Source organism: Leucobacter triazinivorans (genome assembly GCF_004208635.1).
Classification (GTDB): Bacteria; Actinomycetota; Actinomycetes; order Actinomycetales; family Microbacteriaceae; genus Leucobacter; species Leucobacter triazinivorans.
In genome coordinates, this window is sequence record NZ_CP035806.1 from 3421409 (window position 1) to 3440727 (window position 19319).

The following is a 19319-nucleotide window of genomic DNA, read 5'->3' on the forward strand; positions in this document are numbered from 1 at the left end:
TCTGCGTCAGGGCGGGGACATCACCGCAGCGGCGTCCCCGTGAACGCTACTGCGCGTCCTCAGGGCGGCTCGAGGTGGAGGCCGCCTCGACGTCGCTCGCGAGGGTCCCGAGGTAGAGCTCGATCACCTTCGGATCGTTCGCCAGCTCGCGTCCCGGGCCGTCGTAGGCGTTGCGCCCCTGATCGAGCACGTAGGCGCGATCGCAGATCTGCAGGCACCGGCGCGCGTTCTGCTCGACCATGATGATCGTGACCCCGGTCTTGTTGATCTGACGCGTGCGGATGAAGGTCTCGTCCTGGCGCACGGGGGAGAGCCCGGCGCTCGGCTCGTCGAGGAGCAGCACCTTGGGATCCATCATCAGTGCGCGCGCCATCGCCACCGATTGCCGCTCTCCGCCGGAGAGGGATCCCGCCCGCTGCTTGCGCCGGTCGGCCAGCATCGGGAAGAGGTCCCACATCTCGGCGGCGCGCGAAGAGAACTCCTTGGGCTTCAGGAAGAGGCCCATCTGCAGGTTCTCCTCGATGCTGAGGGAGGGGAAGACGTTGTTGGTCTGCGGCACGAATCCCACGCCCTTGCGCACCAGCTGATTGGTCGCGGTGTTCGTGATGTCCTCGCCGTCGAGCGTCACGCTGCCGGATCGGATGTCGACGAGACCGAACAGCGCTTTCAGCAGGGTCGACTTCCCGGCGCCGTTCGGGCCGATGATGCCGATGAGCTCGCCTCGGAACGCCTCGAGGGTGCACCCGTTGAGGATGTTGATCCCCGGCAGATACCCGGCGACGAGATCGTCGGCGCGCACCACCAGATTCGAGTCGGTCATCGCGTCTCCTCCCCGGCCTCTGCGGCCGCCTCCGTGGCGATGGCGCGCACGACGCCGGTCGTGAGCGCGTCGTCGTCGCCGAGATCCTTGTCATGATGCGCCCCGAGGTAGGCGTCGACCACCGCGGCGCTGTGCATCACGTCCTCGGGGAGGCCCTCGGCGATGATCTCGCCCTGCGCCATCACCACGACCCAGTCGCTGATGTGCCGCACCATGTGCATGTCGTGCTCGACGAAGAGCACCGTGGTGCCCTCGTCGCGCAGCGCCTGGATGTGATCGAGCAGGCTCTGCGTCAGTGCGGGGTTCACGCCCGCCATCGGCTCGTCCAGCATCACCATGGCCGGATCCGACATGAGCGCGCGCGCCATCTCCAGGAGTTTCTTCTGCCCGCCGGACAGGTCGCCCGCCATGTCGTTCTTCTTCGCGTCGAGTTTGAAGCGGGAGAGCAGCTCTTCCGCCCGCTCGATGTTCTCGCGTTCCCGCGCCGCCCAGAGCGGCTTGATGAGCCCCACGAACAGGTTCTCACCGGGCTGGTTGGCGGCGCCGATGAGCATGTTCTCGAGCACCGTCATGCGGCTGAGGGCCTTCGTCAGCTGGAAGGTGCGCACCATGCCGGCGCGCGCGGCGTGGGACGCGCTGGTGCGGCGCAGGTCCCGCCCGTTGAATGACCAGCGCGCGTCGCCGCCGCCGAAGAGCTTCTGCGCGTTCGACGGCTGATCGAAGCCGGTGATGAGGTTGAAGAACGTGGTCTTGCCCGCCCCGTTCGGTCCGATCAGCGCGGTGATCGCTCCGCGCTGCACTTCGAGGTGGTCGACGCTCACCGCGGTCATGCCGCCGAACCGCCGTTCGACATCGTGCACCGTGAGGATGGGATCGGGCTTCGCGACACCGGGAGTCTGCTCGATCGTGCGCAGCGTCGCGCGGAGCGCTTCCCTGTCGTAGGGGTAGTTCGGGTCTCTAGACATTGAACGACAACTCCTTCTTGTTCCCGAGTATGCCTTGTGGTCTGAACACGACCAGCAGGATCAGCGAGATGCCGATCAGCACCCAGGCCAGCTGCTCCGTCTGCTGCGAGCTCAGGAGCGAGCCGGGGATGAACTCTCCCGCGAGGCTGGTGAGCAGCAGCCGGACCACGAAGAAGAGGATGCTGCCGAGCAGCGGACCGAAGATCGTCGCCGCGCCGCCGAGCAGCATGATCATCCACAGGTTGAACGTCGTGGGCCGGCCCATCGAATCGGGTTGCATGGCCGCGGGGAGCGCCATCACGATGCCGCCGAAGGCTCCCATCACGCCGCCGAGCATCAGCGCCTGCATCTTGTAGGCATAGGCGCTCTTGCCCAGGCTGCGCACGGCGTCCTCGTCTTCGCGGATGCCCTTGAGCACCCGGCCCCACGGGCTGCGCATCAGCAGCCAGGTGATGAGCAGGAAGAAGGCCACGAGCCCCCACGCGAAGAGCCTCGTCCACCAGTCGTCGACGCCGGTGTTCGCGTACTCGAGACCGAGGATGGTGGTCCGCCCCTCGGGAAGCGGCGACAGTTCGGTGAAGACCGGCCGATACTGCTGGCCGGGGATGCCGCTGGGGCCGCCCGTGACGTCCTGCAGCACCGCGAGCTTCACCGTCATGCGGATGATCTCCGCAGCCGAGATCGTGACGATCGCGAGATAGTCCCCGCGGAGTTTGAGCGTGGGGATGCCGAGGATCAGCGCGAACACGAGCGCCGCGGCGATCGCGATGCCGAGCGCGGGCCAGAAGCCGAGTCCGAAGAAGGAGACGGAGACGCCGAAGCCGTACGCGCCGATGAGCATGAAGCCCGCCTGGCCCATGTTCATGAGCCCGGTGAAGCCGAAGTGGACGTTGAGCCCGATCGCCGCGAGCACGAATGCCGCAGTCGTGGGGGAGAGCGCGGTCTGCAGGATGCTCTGCAGCAGGTCGATCCAGAAATTCATGATGCGCTCCTAGCCGATCCGCTCTTTACGTCCGAAGATGCCCTGCGGCCGCACCAGCAGGATGAGGATGAGTAGAAGCAGCGCGGTGGCGTACTTCAGGTCGCCCGGCAGCCAGATGTTCGTGAGCTCGACCATCATCCCGATGATCATCGAACCGACGAAGGCGCCGAACGCGGTGCCGAGTCCGCCGAGCGTCACCGCCGCGAAGAACATCAGGAGCATGGTGCCGCCGGTGAACCAGTTGAGGCCGTTGAAGACGAGTCCGAAGAAGACGCCCGCAAGACCCGCGAGGCCGCCGCTGACGATCCACACGATGTTGATCACGCGGTCGACGTCGATTCCCGACGCCCGCGCGAGGGCCGGATTGTCCGAGATCGCCCGGGTCGCCCGCCCGAAACGCGTGTACATGAGGCCGAGGCCGACGGCGATGATCGCGAGCAGCGAGACGCCCATGGCGATGTAGGACTGCACGGTGAGCGTCACCCCCGCGATGGTGATCGTCTCGGCGGTGCTGCGATCGATGCGCACCACGCCGGATCCGAAGAAGAACTGGAAGGCGTACTGCAGGGTGATGGAGAGGCCGATCGATACGATCATGAGCTGCATCAGGCTCAGGCGTCGTTTGCGCAGCGGTTTCCAGAGCACCTTGTCCTGAGCCCACCCGAAGCCCGCCGAGGCGAGCACCGCGAGCAGCCCCGCGAGCCAGAGGTTGCCGGTGAGACCGGCGAAGAGAGCGGCGAGCAGGCCGCCCATCGTCACCATCTCGCCCTGCGCGAAGTTGCTGAGGCCGGTGGTGCCGAAGACGAGGGAGAGGCCGAGCGAGGCGAGCGAGATGAGCAGGCCCATGCGGATGCCGGAGACGAACTGCTGCCAGAATCTCGACCACGAGAACGAGCTCGCGGACGACTGCGAGGACTCGGCCTGCTGCGCGTCGTCGTCTGCGGCGGGCGCCTGCACCGCATCGGGGTCGTCGGTGAGGGGGAACAGCGCGCTCGCCTGGTTGTTGAGCTGCACGTCGACGTCGCGAGCGGCCGCGCTCCGGAGGAACTCGCCCTCCGGGAGCGACGCCTCGTCGACGGCGACGGTGTAGGTGCCCGCCTCGGTCACGCTGAAGGCCCACTGGCCGTTGGCATCGGTCTCCGTCTGCTGCGACTCGGAGGCGCCGTCGAGCGAGACCGCGAGCCCCGCGGCGGGGTCGCCGCTGCTCAGCTTGATCACGCCCTGCACGCAGCCGGTCGAGGCGTCCGGAGTGCACTCGGCGGCGAAAGCCGGTGAGGCGAGCCCGCCGACCCCGAGTACCGACAGGAGCCCGGCGATCAGGAGGAGGAGCAGTCCCCTCGTGGCGGATCGTCTCCGTTGGGACTTCTGATTCACTGGACCTCCATTGGTCAATGAATTTGAGGACGGCGCGACCGTCCGTCCGGCAAAGGTGTCGCCCAAATATATACCGGCGCCCCCGCCCTCGCACGAACCGGGCCGCGGGCGTGGCGGCATCGTTGTCGATACGAGACATGAACTCCATCGCTGAGGCGTCGCACGTTGGAGGACATCGAGCACCGGTGCGTCTCGGTGTCCCGCGGGCGGTCCGCCCGCGCTCCGGCGCGCTCCTGCGCCGAGTAGGATCGAGGCATGGCTGAACGATCCTGGTCCTTCTCGAAAGCCTTCCGCGGCATCTTCAGCGGTCCCGAGCTCATCACCGAGGAGACGTGGGACGATCTGGAGACGGCCCTCATCACCGCCGACTTCGGCCCCGAGATCACCGAGTCGATCCTGGGACAGCTGCGCAGCGACGTCGAGCGGCATCGCGTGACCGAGGTGAAGCAGATGCGCGGCATGCTGCGCGACGCGATCGAGGAGCGCCTCGCCGCCTACGACCCGACGCTGCATCTCTCGGAGCGGCCCTCCGTGATCCTGGTGGTCGGCGTGAACGGCGTCGGCAAGACCACCACGATCGGCAAGTTCGCCAACTACCTCACGGCATTCGACAAGCGGATTCTCGTGGGGGCGGCGGACACCTTCCGCGCCGCCGCGGTCGAGCAGCTGGGCACCTGGGCGGAGCGGGCGGGCGTCGATATCGTCACACCCCAGCAGCAGGGCCAGGATCCCGCCTCCGTCGCATTCCAGACCGTCGAGCGCGCGAAGAACGACGCGTACGACATCGCGATCATCGACACCGCGGGTCGGCTGCAGACGAAGGGCGGGCTCATGGACGAGCTCGGGAAGGTGCGCCGCGTGATCGAGAAGCAGGCGCCCGTCGCCGAGGTGCTGCTGGTGCTCGACGCCACGACCGGGCAGAACGGGCTCGCGCAGGCCCAGGCGTTCATCGAGCACGCCGGGGTGACCGGCCTCGTGCTGACGAAGCTCGACGGCTCGGCGAAGGGCGGATTCGTGCTCTCGGTGCAGCAGAAGACCGGGCTCCCCATCAAGCTCGTGGGCCAGGGCGAGGGCATCGGCGATCTCACCGGCTTCACCCCGCACGTCTTCGCTCAGCAACTCGTCGGCTAGCGATCCCGTCGCGGCCCGCGGGTACTCAGCCGCCTCGCCTCCAGTACCTACTTCGTCGCAGGACTACTGCATTCTGTGCGGCTGCTGCTCGAATCCTGGGAACGTCTCCGTCCGTCCGTCGCAGCAGTGGAACGGTGTACGGAGCACGCGTGCGTCGTGCGCCCGTTGCTGCAACGTGACTGATAGAGGAAACTGAATGACTGCGAAGAAGAAGCTTGTCGCCGCCACCGCTGCAGGTGTCCTGGCCGTGATGTCGCTCGGGGCGTCTGCCGCGAGCGCGGCCGGTCCCGACATCGAGGTCTCGCCGGATCCGGCCTTCCCGGGCACCACCGTCCAGGTGAGCGGCGCGGACTGCGTCGACGGCGACGGGAACGAGGGTAGCGTCACCGTAGAGGTCGACGGCGAGGTCACCTCGGCCACGGTCGATCCCGACGGCAGCTGGCGGGCGTGGATCGCCGCACCCTGGGCCGTCGGCACGTACGACGTCTCGGCGAGCTGCGACGCCTACTACGGCGCGCCCATCGTCTACAACGCCTCGACGCTGACCGTGGAGGACTACGACACGGGCTACGAGTGGCTCGAGCTCGAGCTCTCCCACGCCTCGGTGCCGGCCGGAGCTGAACAGGGCGTGCGCGTCGAGGGCTTCGCCCCGGGGGCTGAGGTCATCGTGCGACTGGGGCTGCCGACCGATGACGATGACCTGGCGCCCGCCGCGGCCGCAGCTGTCGAGGGCACCTTCAACAGCGCCATCGGCAACTGGGAGTTCGGCACCTTCACCGCCGATGCGCACGGGGTGCTCGAGACCACGCTGCGGGTGCCGGCCGAGCTCGAGCCGCGCGAGTACGCGATCGGCGCCTTCGGCGCCGACGCCGGTGCGGTCGGCACCTTCACCGTGACCGCCGGCGACGCCTCCGACGGGGGCGGCACCGGCAAGATCACCGGCACCGGCAGCACGACCGGCACCACCACCGGCAACGGCGGCAAGCTCGCCACGACCGGTGGCGAGGGCATGCTCAACTTCGCGCTGCTCGCCGGCGCCGCCGTGGCCCTCACGGCCGGTGTCACGCTCGTCGTGGCTCGCCGTCGCGGCACGGCAGCCGAGTAGCCCGCTGAGCGACTCGGCGAGCGGTATCGCAGCCGCGCACGCCGGCGGCCGAGAGGGTTCCACACACTCCCGGCCGCCGGCGTCTCGGCGTGCCCGGAGATGGGGGCTGAGGATCGGGGTCGGGGCGCTCGTGCTGACCCTGCTCTCGGGGCTCGGTGCGTGGGCGGTGCTCGCGCGGGTCGACTGGATCGAGCTCGCGCCGCGCGATCTCGATCCCGATACCGTCTATCTCTTCGTCGGCGCCGATGCGGGAATCGCGCGAGACCCGTCCGACGTCCAGTACACGGAGGATGCGGACGCTCCTGCACGAGCGGACGTGCTGCTGCTCGTGCGCCTCGGCGCCTCGGGCGAGGCGAGCGCGGTGTCGGTTCCGCGGGATGTCGTCGCGACCGGGATCGGTCGGCCCATCCGGCTCGCGCTGACGCTGCTCGACGGCCCGCAGCTGCTCGTCGACGGCGTGTGCGGAGGGCTCGGCGTCGAGGTCGACCGCGTCGTCGTCATCGACGGGCGCGGCTTCGCCGAGCTCGTCGACGCGGTCGGCGGGATCGAGGTCGACGTATCCGCACCCCTCCGCGATCCCGCGGCCGAGCTGCGCCTGGACGAGGCGGGACTCCAGCGCCTCGATGGCGCCACCGCCCTGGCGCTCGTCCGGTCCCGCCACGCCGAGACCCTCGTCGACGGGACTTGGGTGGCGCAGGACGAGGCGGGCGGCGCGGTGGACCGGGCCGCGTGGGCCGGGCTGGTCCTGGATCGCGTTCGCGCGGCCATCGGCGACGCCGCCCCGTGGACGCTCGCGCGTGCCGCCTGGGCCGCGAGCAGCGGCGTCACGATCGGCGGCGGCCTGCACCCCGTGGAGCTGCTGCGACTCGCGAGCGCGGACGTGGCTCCGAGCGTGCTCCCCACGCGCACGATCGGGGGCGGCCTGCCCCGTGTGCCCGGCGACGAGGGCGAAGCCGTGCTGCGCGAGGCTGGATTCGACACCGGGTGCCGGGTCGGCGCCGCCGGGGCGACAGGGCGCGCGCATCCTTCGCACGCTCCGACCGGGTAGAATCTGGCTATCATGGCTACTTTCGGAAACCTCTCGCAGCGGCTCACCGACACCTTCAAGAACCTGCGCGCGAAGGGCAAGCTCTCGGCCTCCGACGTCGACAGCACGGTGCGTGAGATCCGCCGCGCTCTGCTCGAGGCCGACGTTGCCCTCGACGTCGTGAAGGCCTTCACCGCCACGGTGCGCGAGCGCGCCCTGGGCGATGAGGTGAATCAGGCGCTCAACCCGGCGCAGCAGGTCGTGCAGATCGTCAACGAGGAGCTCGTCGGCATTCTGGGCGGCGAGCAGCGCAGGCTGCAGTTCGCGAAGAATCCGCCGACCGTCATCATGCTCGCCGGGCTGCAGGGCGCCGGCAAGACGACGCTCGCGGGCAAGCTCGCGAAGTGGCTGAAGGATCAGGGCCACACGCCTCTGCTCGTGGCCTGCGACCTGCAGCGCCCCAACGCCGTCACCCAGTTGGGCGTCGTCGCCGAGCAGGCGGGGGTCTCCGTTTTTGCGCCCGAGCCCGGGAACGGGGTCGGCGACCCGGTGCGGGTGGCCACGGACGGCGTGGCCGAAGCGCGTCGTGCGCACTACGACTTCGTGATCATCGACACCGCCGGCCGCCTCGGTGTCGATGCCGAGCTCATGCAGCAGGCCTCCGACATCCGCAGGGCCACAGACCCCGACGAGGTGCTCTTCGTCATCGATGCCATGATCGGGCAGGACGCCGTGGCGACGGCGCAGGCCTTCCAGGAGGGCGTCGACTTCACCGGCGTCGTGCTCACCAAGCTCGACGGCGATGCGCGGGGCGGTGCGGCGCTCTCGATTCGGAGCCTCACGGGGCGCCCGATCCTCTTCGCGTCGACCGGGGAGGGGCTCGGGGACTTCGAGCCGTTCCACCCGGATCGCATGGCGAGCCGCATTCTCGACCTCGGCGACATTCTCACGCTCATCGAACAGGCGCAGCAGACCTTCGACGAGGAGGAGGCCCGCAAGGTCGCGGAGAAGATCGCCTCGGACGCCTTCACGCTCGACGACTTCCTCGGCCAGATGCAGCAGCTGCGCAAGGCGGGGTCCATCAAGAAGATGATGGGGATGCTGCCCGGAATGGGCAAGATGAAGGAGCAGCTCGACGGCTTCGACGAGCGCGAGATCGTGCGCACCGAGGCCATCATCCAGTCGATGACCCGCGAGGAGCGCGCGAATCCGAAGATCCTCAACGGCTCCCGGCGCCTGCGCATCGCGAAGGGGTCCGGCATGACGGTGACCGACGTGAACCAGCTGGTGCAGCGCTTCGAGCAGGCCGCGAAGATGATGAAGACCGTGGCGCGCGGCGGCGTGCCGCAGATCCCGGGCATGGGCGCCGTGCCGGGCATGGGCGGTCACGGGGGCAAGAAGAAGCCGCAGGGCAAGGGCAAGGGCGCGAAGCGCTCGGGTAATCCCGCGAAGCGGGCGCAGGAAGCGGCGGGCATCGCGGCGAAGCCCGCTCAGGCCGGCGGTTCGGGCTTCGGGCTCGGAGCCGGTGCCGGCGCGCAGCCCAGCGAGGAGGACCTCGCCAAACTGCAGCAGATGCTCGGCAAGGGGCTGCGATAGCGAGGGTAAAATCCCTGATCCTGACAAAAATTGATTTTCTACTCTCAGTGTGGCAGTATTGACGGGTTCGCGCAGCTGCGCGCCCAGGCTTTCGCTCGGCTGATTCCCGCCGGGCGGCGTCGTTCCACTCGATTCTCGAATCGACCAACTCAAGGAGTCATCGCATGGCTGTCAAGATCCGTCTGAAGCGCCTCGGCAAGATCCGCGCGCCCTACTACCGCATCGTCGTCGCCGATTCGCGCACCAAGCGCGACGGCCGCGTGATCGAGGAGATCGGCAAGTACCACCCGACCGAGAACCCCTCGTTCATCGAGGTCGACTCGGATCGCGCGCAGTACTGGCTCGGTGTCGGCGCGCAGCCGACCGAGCAGGTGGCCGCGATCCTCAAGCTCACCGGCGACTGGGGCAAGTTCTCGGGCGAGGGCAGCACCGAGTCGCAGGTGCAGCCGGTCGAGCCCAAGGCGGTCTTCGAGGCCGACGCCTCCAAGAAGACCGTGCTGCGCCCGAAGGCCGACAAGCCCGCTGCGGCTCCGGCTGCCGAGGCTCCGGCCGAAGAGGCCGCTGCCGAGACCAGCGAGGACTAATCCTCTTGGCTGAGCAGGCGCTGGCCGAGGCGCTCGACCATCTCGTCCGCGGCATCGTGGACCACCCGGACCACGTGCGCGTCGACGCGCGCGAGACCGGTCGCGGCGAGGTGCTCGAGGTGCGGGTGCACCCGAGCGATCTCGGTCGCGTGATCGGGCGCGGCGGTCGCACCGCCTCGTCGCTGCGCACCCTCGCCTCGGCGCTCGCCGAGAACGGTCGCGTGCGCGTCGACGTGGTCGACACCGACGCGACCAGCACCGACCCGACCAGCACCGACGCACCCGTGGGCGCCGCCTGATGGCCGACGCGCGCGAGCGTGCACGAGCTCCCCGTCCCGCTAGCGGGGCGGGGAGCTTGCGCGTGGGGCGCCTGACCAAGCCGCACGGCTTGAAGGGCGGGATCAAGCTCGAGCTCTTCACCGACAATCCCGAGCTGAGATTCGTGCCCGGTGCGATCTTCCACCTGCAGGTGCCCGAGGACTCGCCCTGGTTCGGTCGCACCATCACCATGCGCGAGCTGCGCTGGTTCAACGACGCTCCGGTGGGCTTCTTCGAGGAGCTTCCCGACCGCACGGCGGCCGAGGGGATCGTGCGCGCGATCCTCTGGATCGACGAGCAGGCCGTCGCCGCGGGCGAGGAGGAGAACGCCTGGTACGACCATCAGCTCGTCGGGATGTCGGTGGTGCGCGACGACGCCGTGCTGGGCACGGTGGCCGAGGTGCAGCACTTCCCGGCGCAGGACCTCCTCGCCGTGACGACCGATCGCGGCACCGTGCTCGTGCCCTTTGTCGAGGCCATCGTGCCGAGCGTCGACGTCGAGGCCGGCGTCGTGCGGGTGACGCCGCCCACGGGGCTCTTCGACGACGCCGACGGCGCGGACGGCCCCGGAGAGGTCGCGGAATCGGCCGGCGCCGGGGAGACCGAGGACACGGGGGAGGCCGGGGGCCGATGAGGATCGACATCGTCTCGATCTTCCCCGGCTATTTCGAGTCGCTCGGACTCTCGCTGCTCGGCAGGGCATCGCAGAAGGGTCTCATCGACGTGCGGGTGCACGATCTGCGGGATGCCGCGCATGATCGGCACCGCACGGTCGACGACACGCCTGCCGGCGGCGGCGCCGGAATGGTCATGAAGCCCGAGCCGTGGGGCGAGATGCTCGACGGGATCCTCGCATCGGACGACGCGGACCCGGATCCCGTGATCATCTTTCCCTCGCCCGCCGGTGAGGTCTTCGACCAGCGCATGGCCCGCGAGCTCGCGGAGGAGCGGCACCTGGTCTTCGGCTGCGGCCGCTACGAGGGGATCGATCACCGGGTCTTCGACGAGTACTCCGCGCGCGGGCGCGTGCGTCTCGTGAGTATCGGAGACTACGTGCTCAACGGAGGAGAGGTCGCGACGATCGCCATGATCGAGGCGATCGGGCGCCTGGTGCCCGGAGTGGTGGGCAACCCGGCAAGCCTCGTCGAGGAATCGCACGAGGAAGACGGGCTGCTGGAGTACCCCAGCTACACGAAGCCCGCGCAGTGGCGCGGGCATGCGGTGCCTCCGGTACTGCTGAGCGGCAATCACGCGGCGGTCGACGCGTGGCGACGCGAGCAGCGCATCGAGCGCACGCGCGAGGTGCGTCCCGAGCTGCTGCCGCCTGAGCTGCGCGGAGCCTCGCGGGGACGGCACGCCGCGGACGAGTCTCGCCGCTAGGCTTGACGCATGCGTGATTTCCTCTCGGCCGCCATCGGCAAGTCGGTGCGGCAGGTCGCGCGGCTGCGCGGCGGCGGCTCCGCGCTCCCCGGGCTCGTCGTGGAACGTCTGGATCCGGGTTTCCTCTCCCGCGTGCTCGGCCGCCTGCCCTACGGCGTGGTCGCGGTGAGCGGCACCAACGGGAAGACGACCACCACGAAGATGATCGTGGAGATGCTCGAGGCCCAGGGCCTCAGGGTCTTCACCAATCGCACCGGCTCGAACTTCTCGCGCGGCGTGGTGGCGGCCGCGATTCAGGAGTGCTCGCTGGGCGGCAGACTCGACGCCGACATCGCCGTGCTCGAACTCGATGAGGCGCACGCGATGTACTTCATCGACCGTGTGCCGCCGCGCATCACGCTGCTGCTCAACGTGCTGCGCGATCAGCTCGACCGGTTCGGGGAGATCGACACGACGGCGAAGCTGCTGCAGCGCATCGCGGACGCGACGACCGAGGGCCTCGTGGTGAACCGCGAGGACCGCCTCGTGGCCGCGATCGGCGAGCGCACGCGCGAGCGGTCCGGCGCACCCGAGGTGCGCGCATTCGGGCTCTCCGACGCGCTGCTGTCCACGTTTCCCAGCGACGACGACTTCCACGCGGCCCCCGGGCTCGCGGCCCCTGCTCCGGCGATCGAGCGCGAGGAGGCCGACGTCACACTGGTGGAGCTCGGGGACCACGAGGCGGTGTTCCGCATCGACGGTGTCGAGCACCGCACCTCCCTCAAGCTCGAGGGGCTCTACAACACGTTCAACGCGGCGTCGGCGCTCGTCACGGTGCGCATGATCCTCGAGGCGGGCCCGCTCGCGGGACTCGTCGCGGGATCCCGGCCGCACCCGGACACCGGGGAGATCCTGGCCGCGCTCGCCGAGGTGCGACCGGCGTTCGGCCGCGGCGAGCGGCTCATGCTCGACGGTCGGCCGCTCGAGCTGGTGCTCGTGAAGAATCCGGCCGGCTTCCGGCTCGGACTCGCATCATTCGATCCGAGCGGCGTGGCCGCGATGATCGCGATCAACGATCAGTACGCCGACGGTCGCGACATGTCGTGGCTCTGGGACGTCGACTTCACCTCCCTCTCCGAGTCCGGCGTCGATACGGTCAGCGGAACTCGCGCGTGGGACATGACCCTGCGACTCGAGCACGACGATGTGCCCGTGGGGCACGTCGAGGAGGAGCTGGCCCACGCGCTCCGGGAGTTCCGCGAGCGTACCCGGGGGAGCGCGCGCCGCATCTACTGCACCTACACCGCCATGCTCGAGCTGCGGAAGGCGCTCTCGGAACTGACCGAGGTGGAGGACATCTGGTGAGCGAGCAACGGGAACTGACGATCGTGTCGCTGTACCCGCGCGACATGAACATCTACGGGGATCGCGGCAATGTGCTCTCCCTCGTGCGGAGAGCGCGCGCGCACGGGTACGCGCCGAGCGTGGTCGAGGTCGACCCGGGCGATCCGCTGCCCGAGCACGTGGACATCGTGATCGGCGGCGGCGGCCAGGACTCGGGCCAGGGGCGTGTGGCGAAGGACCTCGCGGCGCGCGCGGACGAGATCCGGGGGCTCGCCGCGGACGGCACGCCCATGCTCGTGATCTGCGGGCTCTACCAGCTATTCGGCCACCGCTTCGTGACGCACTCGGGCGAGGAACTGGTGGGGATCGGCGTACTGGACGTCGAGACCCGCGGCGGCAGCGAGCGCATGATCGGCAACATCGTGCTCGAGTCGGAGGAGTTCGGCGAGATCATCGGGTATGAGAATCACAGCGGCAATACCGAACTGGGCGCGGGGTCGCGCCCGCTCGGACGGGTGGTGCAGGGTGCCGGGAACAACCCGTCCGACGGCGTCGAGGGCGCCCGGACGGGGAATGTGATCGGCAGCTATCTGCACGGGTCTCTCCTCCCCAAGAATCCGGCGCTCAGCGACTTCCTGATCGGCGAGGCCGCGCAGCGCCGCTACGGGGGGTTCGCGCCGATCGCGGGGACCGACGAGACCGTGCGGCGCGCGCGCGCGAGCGCGAAGCGGCGGCCCCGCTGACGTCTCGCATCCGGCCCGGAAAACCAGGCGGCTGAGAAATCTTGCCGCGAGTGGGAATATGCATGCGCATATATCAGTTGTGCTCTATCGGACCCAGTCGGAAGAACGAAAGGCACCACAATGAGCACTACCGTAGAGCAGATCCCCGGATACCGCGTCGGCACCTGGACGGTCGATCCCACGCACTCCGAGGTCGCCTTCTCCGTGCGGCACCTCGCCATCAGCAAGGTCAAGGGAAAGTTCGAGCAGTTCGACGCCACGTTCGTGACGGCTGAGAACCCGCTCGATTCGCGCGTCGAGGCGACGGCAGAGGTCGCGTCGATCAACACGAACCAGGCGGACCGCGACGGGCACCTGCGCACGGGCGACTTCTTCGCGGCGGAGGAGCACCCGCAGATCTCCTTCACGTCCACGGGAGTGCGCCAGGACGGCGGCGACTTCACGGTGGACGGCGAGCTCACGATGCGCGGCGTGACCCGACCGGTGTCATTCGACTTCGAGTTCGGCGGCTTCGGCGAGGATCCGTACGGCAACTACAAGGTCGGCTTCACCGCCACCGCCGTCGTGAAGCGCGAGGACTTCGGGCTGACCTGGAACGCCCCGCTCGAGAAGGGCGGCCTGCTGCTCGGCTCGGACGTGACCATCACGCTCGACATCCAGGCGGCGCTCCAGCAGTAGCGCTCGGAGAGAACGGGCCGGTCTCCACGTGGAGCCCGGCCCGTTCGGCGTCTTCGGCTACTCGCCGGCGACGGCATCGCCGACGCCGAGCCCCTGCGCCCACGGGACGTTGTGCTGGATCGCGGCGGTCGGCACCCCGGTGAGCCCAGCGCCCACATAGACGGGGTTGTACGGCTGGAACACCGGGATCCACGTGGGGTCGTCGTAGGCGATGCGCTGCGCCTGGATCAGGAGCTCGGCGCGCTCGTCCTCATCGGCGGTCTGGCGCGCGGTGGCTACCAGCTCGTCGAACTCCTCGTTCTTCCACTGCGCATAGTTGTAGAAGTTGTCGCTCTGCAGGAAGACGTAGAGCGAGATCGGGTCGGGGTAGTAGGTCTGCCAGGTCGTGAAGATCATGTCGATCCCCTTGCGCGCCTCCGCGTCGCCGTACAGCGAATTGTAGGTGTCCTCGGGCAGGGTCTTGATGTCCACCTCGAGTCCGATCTCCTTGCCCGCGCGCTGGATCTCGGCGGCGACGATCGGCATCTCGGGCTGCGAGCTCGTCGTGGCCAGCACGATCGGGGGCTGCGGGCCGGCCTCGGCCACGAGCCGCTTGGCCTCCTCGACCGAGCGGGGCAGCGCCGCGATCTCGTCCGACGCCTCCTGGAACCGCTCCTTCGCGTAGCCCCAGGTGCCCGATGAGGCGACCGTGTACAGCGGATCGGCGGCGCCGCTCATGGCCGCCTTGATGATCCCCTCGCGGTCGATCGCCATCGACAGCGCCTGTCGCACGCGCTGGTCCTTGAGACCGCCCTCGAGGCTGGACACCCAGGCGATGAACGCGCCGGAGGTCTCGCCAAAGAAGAGCCCGCCCTGGTCGGTCCGGGAGAGCTTCGCGAAGCCCGACGGCGGCACGTTCCACGAGCCCTGGATCTCGCCGCTCAGCATTCCGTTGACCCGCGCCGCGGAGTCGCGCACGAAGGTGAAGCGCACCTCGTCGGTCTGCGCGAGGTGCTCGCCGTCCCAGTAGTCGTCGAAGCGCTCGATCGTGATGTGCTCGCCGGCCTTCCACTCGCCGATCCGGTACGGCCCCGTGCAGTCGACGTGCGCGTTCGGCGTGCCGACCTGCTCGCCCTGGGCCTCGGTGACGGCCTTGCTGAAGACGCGGCCGGTGCTCGTCGCCATCTCCTGGTGGAAGGTGACGTCCGGCTGCTTGAGCGTGACCGTCACCTCGAGCGGTCCGGTCGCCTCGATCGACTCCACCGGGTCGTAGGCTCCAGCCACCATCGAACCGAGGTCGTAGTCTGCCGCGCGCTGCATGCTGTAGACCACGTCCTCCGCGGTCATGGTGCCGCCGTTGTGGAACGTCACCCCGTCTCGCAGGTGGTACACCCACACGGTCGGCTCCGGGTTCTCCCACGACTCGGCGAGGTTCGGGACGATGGTCATGTCGGGCGTGAGCTTCAGCAGGCTCTCGCAGACGTTGGTGACCACCTGCTGGATGGGGAAGTCGCTGATCTTGATGGGGTCGAGCGAGCTGGGCTCGTTGTAGAGCGCCCAGGACACGCGTTCGGCCTGGCCGGTGGCTGCGGGCAGGGAGGTGGTGATCTCCGGGGTGCTGTCCGCGGAGGCGCCGCCGGCGCCGGACGCGCCGCCGCCGGAGGAGCAGGCGCTGAGCAGCAGCGCGGCGCCGAGGGCCGCGGCGGCGGCGCGCGCCGGGCGGCGCCGGGCGCGGTCGGGGGAGAGAGGGGACATCCGTGACTCCTTCGTTCGGGGATGCTGTGGGAAACGGGTCTAGGCGGATCGGGCGATGAACTCGCGCCGTGCATCGGCGACGTCGCGCGGGCTCCAGTCGAGCGAGGGCACGCTCGCGAGCAGGAGGCGGGTGTAGGGATGCTCCGGAGCCGCCAGCACCTCGGCGGTGCGGCCCGCCTCGACGGTGCGTCCGCGGAACATCACCAGCACATCGTCCGTGATCCAGCGCACGACCTCGAGGTCGTGGCTCACGAACATGAGGGCGACGCCCGTCTCCTGCCGGATGCGGTCGAGCAGACGGAGGATCTGGGCCTGGATCGACACGTCGAGCGCCGCGACGGCCTCGTCGAGGATGAGCAGGCGGGGTTCGGCCGCGAGCGCTCGGGCGATGGCGACGCGCTGCCGCTGCCCGCCCGAGAGGTCGCGGGGCATGCGCGCGGCGGTGGCCGAGTCGAGCCCGACCTGGTCGAGGAGCTGCTCGACGCGCGCCGCGCGCGCCGCGCCGCGGCGCCCGGTGTGCAGCGCGACGATCTCGGCCAGGGCCTCCCGGGCGCTCTGCCGGGGATCGAGGCTCTGGTACGGATCCTGGAACACCATCTGCATCACGCGCGCCCGCTCCATGCGGGCGCGATGCCCCCGGCCCGGCTGCACCGGGTGGCCCTCGACGAGCACCTCGCCGCTGTCGGCGCGCTCGAGACCGGCGACGATGCGGGAGACCGTGGTCTTCCCGGATCCCGATTCGCCGACGATGCCCAGTGAGCCGCCGGGCTCGATGGCGAAGGAAACGTCCTCCGCCGCGACGACGGTTCCGTGGGAGAAGCGCTTGCAGAGATCGCGCACCTCGAGCAGCGGGGGTGCGGGGTCGTGCTGCGGGGTCATGCCAGCGCCTCCTCTGCGACGGGGTCCTGCTTCGAGAGCCGTGCGGGCATCGCGGCCAGCAGCGCCTGCGTGTACCGGTGGCGGGGTGCGTTCCAGAGCGTGCGCGCCTCGGCCTCCTCGACGATCTCGCCGTACCGCATCACCGCGATGCGGTCGCAGGAGCCCGCGGCGAGGTCGAGGTCGTGGGTGACGAGCACGATCGCGAGACCCCGGCTGCGGCGCAGCTCCTGCAGGATCGCGATGATCTCGGCCTGGGTGGTCACGTCGAGCGCGGTCGTCGGCTCGTCGGCGAGCAGCAGCTCCGGCTCGCTGGCGAGGGCGGACGCGATCATCACGCGCTGCAGCATGCCGCCCGAGAGCTCGTGCGGGTGCTTGCGCAACTGGGCCTCGGGGGAGAAGAGACCCACCTCGTCGAGCAGGCGCGCCGCCGTCTTCCACGCATCCCGGCGGCCCAGCCCCCGGTTGACGCGCAGCCCCTCGCACATGAACGCCCCGATGGTCTGGTACGGATTGATGTGGGCTCGGGGGTCCTGGAAGATCATCGCGGCCCGTCGCCGCCGCACCTCGGCCACCTGGGACCGGGTCGCCGCAACGAGATCGATCTCGTTGAGGCGCACGGACCCGCTGAGCCGCGCCCCGCGGGGCGTGAGGCCCACGACGGTGCGGAGCGTCATGGACTTGCCGGAGCCGGATTCGCCGACCAGGCCGATGAATTCGCCGGCGTCGCAGCTGAGCGAGACCTCGTCGAGGATCCGCCGCTCCTCTCCGCGCCGCTCCACGGCGAGGGAGAGGCGATCGATCCGGAGCAGCGGCTGCTGCGTCTGGGTGGTCATCACTGCTTCTCCCTTCGGGTGATGCGCTCGGCGAGACCCTCGCCGAGCAGGCTGAAGCTGACGACCGCGAGCACGATCATCGCGCCGGGCGCCAGCGAGGGCAGCGCCACGCCCTGGATGAGTGCGTTCTGGCCCTCCGAGGCCATCGCTCCCCAGTCGGCCTGGGGTGGCTGCACGCCGAAGCCGAGGAAGGAGAGGCCGGCGAGGTCGATCATCGCGTATCCGAAGCAGAGCGTGGCCTGCGCGATGACGAACGGCGTGATGTTGGGCAGGAGGTGGCGCAGGATGATCTGCCACGACGGCATTCCCTGCGTCTCGAGCGCCTGGATGTAGAGGCTGCCGCGCTCGGCGATGGCGACGCTGCGGGTGACCCTGGCCATGTACGGGATGTAGGCGATGGCCAGGGCGATCACGATGGAGTTGAGTCCGGGGCCGAAGATGGCGACCGCGAGGATCGCGAGCAGCACGCCCGGGAACGCGAACAGGATCTCTACGATGCGCGAGAGGACCGAGTCGACCGCCCCGCCCCGCCAGGCCGACACGACGCCGATGAGCACACCGACGAGCGTGGAGCCGAGCACCACGCCCAGCGGGCCGAGGAGGGAGATCCGGGCGGCGTAGATCGTGCGGGACAGCACGTCGCGGCCGGCCTCGTCCGTGCCGAGCCAGTGCTCGGCGGAGGGGCCCTGCAGTGCGTCGAGCAGCGACACCTCGTAGGGATCCCGCGGCGCCACGATCGGAGCGAAGACCGCGAGCAGCACGAGGATCGCGAGGATGGCGCAGGCCGTGATCGTCATTCCGTGGCCGCGTGCGCGGAAGCTCAGCCAGGTGCGCCGGGTGAGCAGGCTCGTGGTGCGGGTGTGCGTGGTCGGGAGGGTCATCGGGCACCTGCTTTCTGCCGGGCGCGCGGCTCGAGGACGGGATACAGCAGGTCGACCACGAGGTTCGAGAGCACGAACACCGTGACGATGACGAGCACGATCGCCTGGACCACCGGGAAGTCCTTCACGTTGACGGCCTGCACGAGCAGCGAGCCGATGCCGTTGAGGCCGAAGACGGTCTCCACGATGGTCGTGGTGACCAGCAGCCCCGAGATGACGAGACCCGCGAGCGTGACCACGGGCACGATGCCGCCGCGGAACGCGTGCGCCCAGATGACCCGCTGCGAGCCGAAACCGCGCACCCGGGCGGTCTCGACATACTCCTTGTCGAGCGTCGCGATCATCGAGGTGCGCGTCGTGCGGAACACGAGTGCGCAGGAGGACAGGGCGAGGGCGATCGCGGGCAGCGTCAGGTGCCAGATCCGGTCGCCCGGGTCGTCGCCGCCCGGGCCGAATGCCGGGAAGATGCCGAGGGTCACCGCGAAGAGCGAGGTCAGCGCCATCGCGACGACGAACGCCGGCGTCGCCATGCCGAGCGTACTCAGGATGATAGCGACCGAGTCGACCGGCCCGCGCTTGACCGCCGCGAGCACGCCGAGCAGCACGCCGGTGCCGAGGATCAGCACGGCCGCGTAGACGACGAGCGAGAGGGTGGTAGGCAACCGGGAGGCGAGCAGGTCGCTCACTGGCTGGTGGAACTGGAGGCTCTGCCCGAAGTCGCCCTGGAAGACGCCGCCGACCCAGCGCAGGTACTGCACGAGGAACGGGTCGTCGAGGTGGTACTGCTCCCTGAGGGCGGCGAGCGTCTCGGCGGTGACGTTGTTGCCCCTGGCCAGGAACGTCTCGGGTGAGCCGGGCGCGAGGTACATGCCGGCGAAGACGGTGAACGAGGTGACGAAGAGCACGAGGAGCAGCGACCCCACCCGTTTGAGCACGGTGAGCAGGACGGCGTTCATTGGAGGTCTC

General features: G+C 69.5%; 20 protein-coding genes. 11 read left to right on the forward strand and 9 right to left on the reverse strand.

The window, feature by feature from the left end; all coding sequences use genetic code 11:
- Positions 1 to 46 precede the first annotated feature (46 nt).
- From EVS81_RS15455 to EVS81_RS15470, 4 genes are read right to left on the reverse strand one after another with little or no spacing between them, the layout of a single operon-like run.
- Positions 47 to 820, reverse strand: coding sequence for an ABC transporter ATP-binding protein (locus EVS81_RS15455; RefSeq protein WP_130111148.1), 774 nt, complete (start codon positions 818 to 820; stop codon positions 47 to 49).
- Positions 817 to 1785, reverse strand: a complete 969-nt coding sequence (locus tag EVS81_RS15460) for an ABC transporter ATP-binding protein (RefSeq protein ID WP_130111149.1) — start codon at positions 1783 to 1785, stop codon at positions 817 to 819. The genes EVS81_RS15455 and EVS81_RS15460 overlap by 4 nt, the downstream gene beginning before the upstream one ends.
- Positions 1778 to 2767, reverse strand: a complete 990-nt coding sequence (locus tag EVS81_RS15465; protein WP_130111150.1) for a branched-chain amino acid ABC transporter permease — start codon at positions 2765 to 2767, stop codon at positions 1778 to 1780. Before EVS81_RS15465 ends, EVS81_RS15460 begins: the two co-directional genes overlap by 8 nt.
- Before the next feature lie 9 nt (positions 2768 to 2776).
- On the reverse strand, positions 2777 to 4141 hold the full coding sequence (locus tag EVS81_RS15470; RefSeq protein ID WP_240739884.1) for a branched-chain amino acid ABC transporter permease: 1365 nt from the start codon (positions 4139 to 4141) through the stop codon (positions 2777 to 2779).
- Between the two features lie 255 nt (positions 4142 to 4396).
- Between EVS81_RS15470 and ftsY the strand changes: the two genes are divergently transcribed.
- The 11 genes from ftsY (at position 4397) to EVS81_RS15525 (ending at position 14026) form a co-directional block, all read left to right on the forward strand.
- On the forward strand, positions 4397 to 5272 hold the full coding sequence (ftsY, locus tag EVS81_RS15475; protein ID WP_130111152.1) for a signal recognition particle-docking protein FtsY: 876 nt from the start codon (positions 4397 to 4399) through the stop codon (positions 5270 to 5272).
- Between the two features lie 196 nt (positions 5273 to 5468).
- Positions 5469 to 6377, forward strand: a complete 909-nt coding sequence (locus tag EVS81_RS15875; RefSeq protein ID WP_165384291.1) for a hypothetical protein — start codon at positions 5469 to 5471, stop codon at positions 6375 to 6377.
- Positions 6378 to 6507: 130 nt separating this feature from the next.
- A complete protein-coding gene (locus EVS81_RS15485) occupies positions 6508 to 7425 on the forward strand; it encodes an LCP family protein (protein WP_165384292.1) in 918 nt (305 codons plus the stop codon).
- A 12-nt stretch (positions 7426 to 7437) separates the two neighbouring features.
- Positions 7438 to 9000 (forward strand): signal recognition particle protein, encoded by a 1563-nt coding sequence (gene ffh, locus EVS81_RS15490; RefSeq protein ID WP_130111154.1) that lies wholly within the window; start codon positions 7438 to 7440, stop codon positions 8998 to 9000.
- A 164-nt stretch (positions 9001 to 9164) separates the two neighbouring features.
- Positions 9165 to 9584 (forward strand): 30S ribosomal protein S16, encoded by a 420-nt coding sequence (gene rpsP, locus EVS81_RS15495; protein ID WP_130111155.1) that lies wholly within the window; start codon positions 9165 to 9167, stop codon positions 9582 to 9584.
- Positions 9585 to 9589: 5 nt separating this feature from the next.
- Complete coding sequence (locus EVS81_RS15500) at positions 9590 to 9883, forward strand: RNA-binding protein (RefSeq protein ID WP_205879353.1); 294 nt, start codon at positions 9590 to 9592, stop codon at positions 9881 to 9883.
- Positions 9883 to 10536, forward strand: a complete 654-nt coding sequence (gene rimM, locus EVS81_RS15505) for a ribosome maturation factor RimM (protein WP_130111156.1) — start codon at positions 9883 to 9885, stop codon at positions 10534 to 10536. Before EVS81_RS15500 ends, rimM begins: the two co-directional genes overlap by 1 nt.
- A complete protein-coding gene (gene trmD / locus EVS81_RS15510) occupies positions 10533 to 11282 on the forward strand; it encodes a tRNA (guanosine(37)-N1)-methyltransferase TrmD (protein ID WP_130111157.1) in 750 nt (249 codons plus the stop codon). The genes rimM and trmD overlap by 4 nt, the downstream gene beginning before the upstream one ends.
- A 9-nt stretch (positions 11283 to 11291) precedes the next feature.
- A complete protein-coding gene (locus EVS81_RS15515) occupies positions 11292 to 12626 on the forward strand; it encodes a Mur ligase family protein (RefSeq protein ID WP_130111158.1) in 1335 nt (444 codons plus the stop codon).
- A 44-nt stretch (positions 12627 to 12670) separates the two neighbouring features.
- Positions 12671 to 13348 (forward strand): type 1 glutamine amidotransferase, encoded by a 678-nt coding sequence (locus tag EVS81_RS15520; protein WP_240740089.1) that lies wholly within the window; start codon positions 12671 to 12673, stop codon positions 13346 to 13348.
- A gap of 120 nt (positions 13349 to 13468) precedes the next feature.
- Positions 13469 to 14026 (forward strand): YceI family protein, encoded by a 558-nt coding sequence (locus EVS81_RS15525; protein ID WP_130111159.1) that lies wholly within the window; start codon positions 13469 to 13471, stop codon positions 14024 to 14026.
- Between the two features lie 57 nt (positions 14027 to 14083).
- Here the strand turns inward: EVS81_RS15525 and EVS81_RS15530 are convergent, their stop codons facing one another.
- From EVS81_RS15530 to EVS81_RS15550, 5 genes are read right to left on the reverse strand one after another with little or no spacing between them, the layout of a single operon-like run.
- Complete coding sequence (locus EVS81_RS15530) at positions 14084 to 15760, reverse strand: ABC transporter substrate-binding protein (protein WP_130111160.1); 1677 nt, start codon at positions 15758 to 15760, stop codon at positions 14084 to 14086.
- Positions 15761 to 15799: 39 nt separating this feature from the next.
- Positions 15800 to 16639, reverse strand: coding sequence for an ABC transporter ATP-binding protein (locus tag EVS81_RS16155; RefSeq protein ID WP_130111161.1), 840 nt, complete (start codon positions 16637 to 16639; stop codon positions 15800 to 15802).
- Complete coding sequence (locus EVS81_RS16160) at positions 16636 to 17472, reverse strand: ABC transporter ATP-binding protein (protein ID WP_130111162.1); 837 nt, start codon at positions 17470 to 17472, stop codon at positions 16636 to 16638. Before EVS81_RS16160 ends, EVS81_RS16155 begins: the two co-directional genes overlap by 4 nt.
- Positions 17472 to 18353, reverse strand: a complete 882-nt coding sequence (locus EVS81_RS15545) for an ABC transporter permease (protein WP_130111163.1) — start codon at positions 18351 to 18353, stop codon at positions 17472 to 17474. Before EVS81_RS15545 ends, EVS81_RS16160 begins: the two co-directional genes overlap by 1 nt.
- Positions 18350 to 19309 carry an ABC transporter permease gene (locus EVS81_RS15550; protein ID WP_130111164.1) on the reverse strand — a complete coding sequence of 320 codons (960 nt, stop codon included), beginning with the start codon at positions 19307 to 19309 and terminating at the stop codon, positions 18350 to 18352. Before EVS81_RS15550 ends, EVS81_RS15545 begins: the two co-directional genes overlap by 4 nt.
- Between the last annotated feature and the right edge of the window lie 10 nt (positions 19310 to 19319).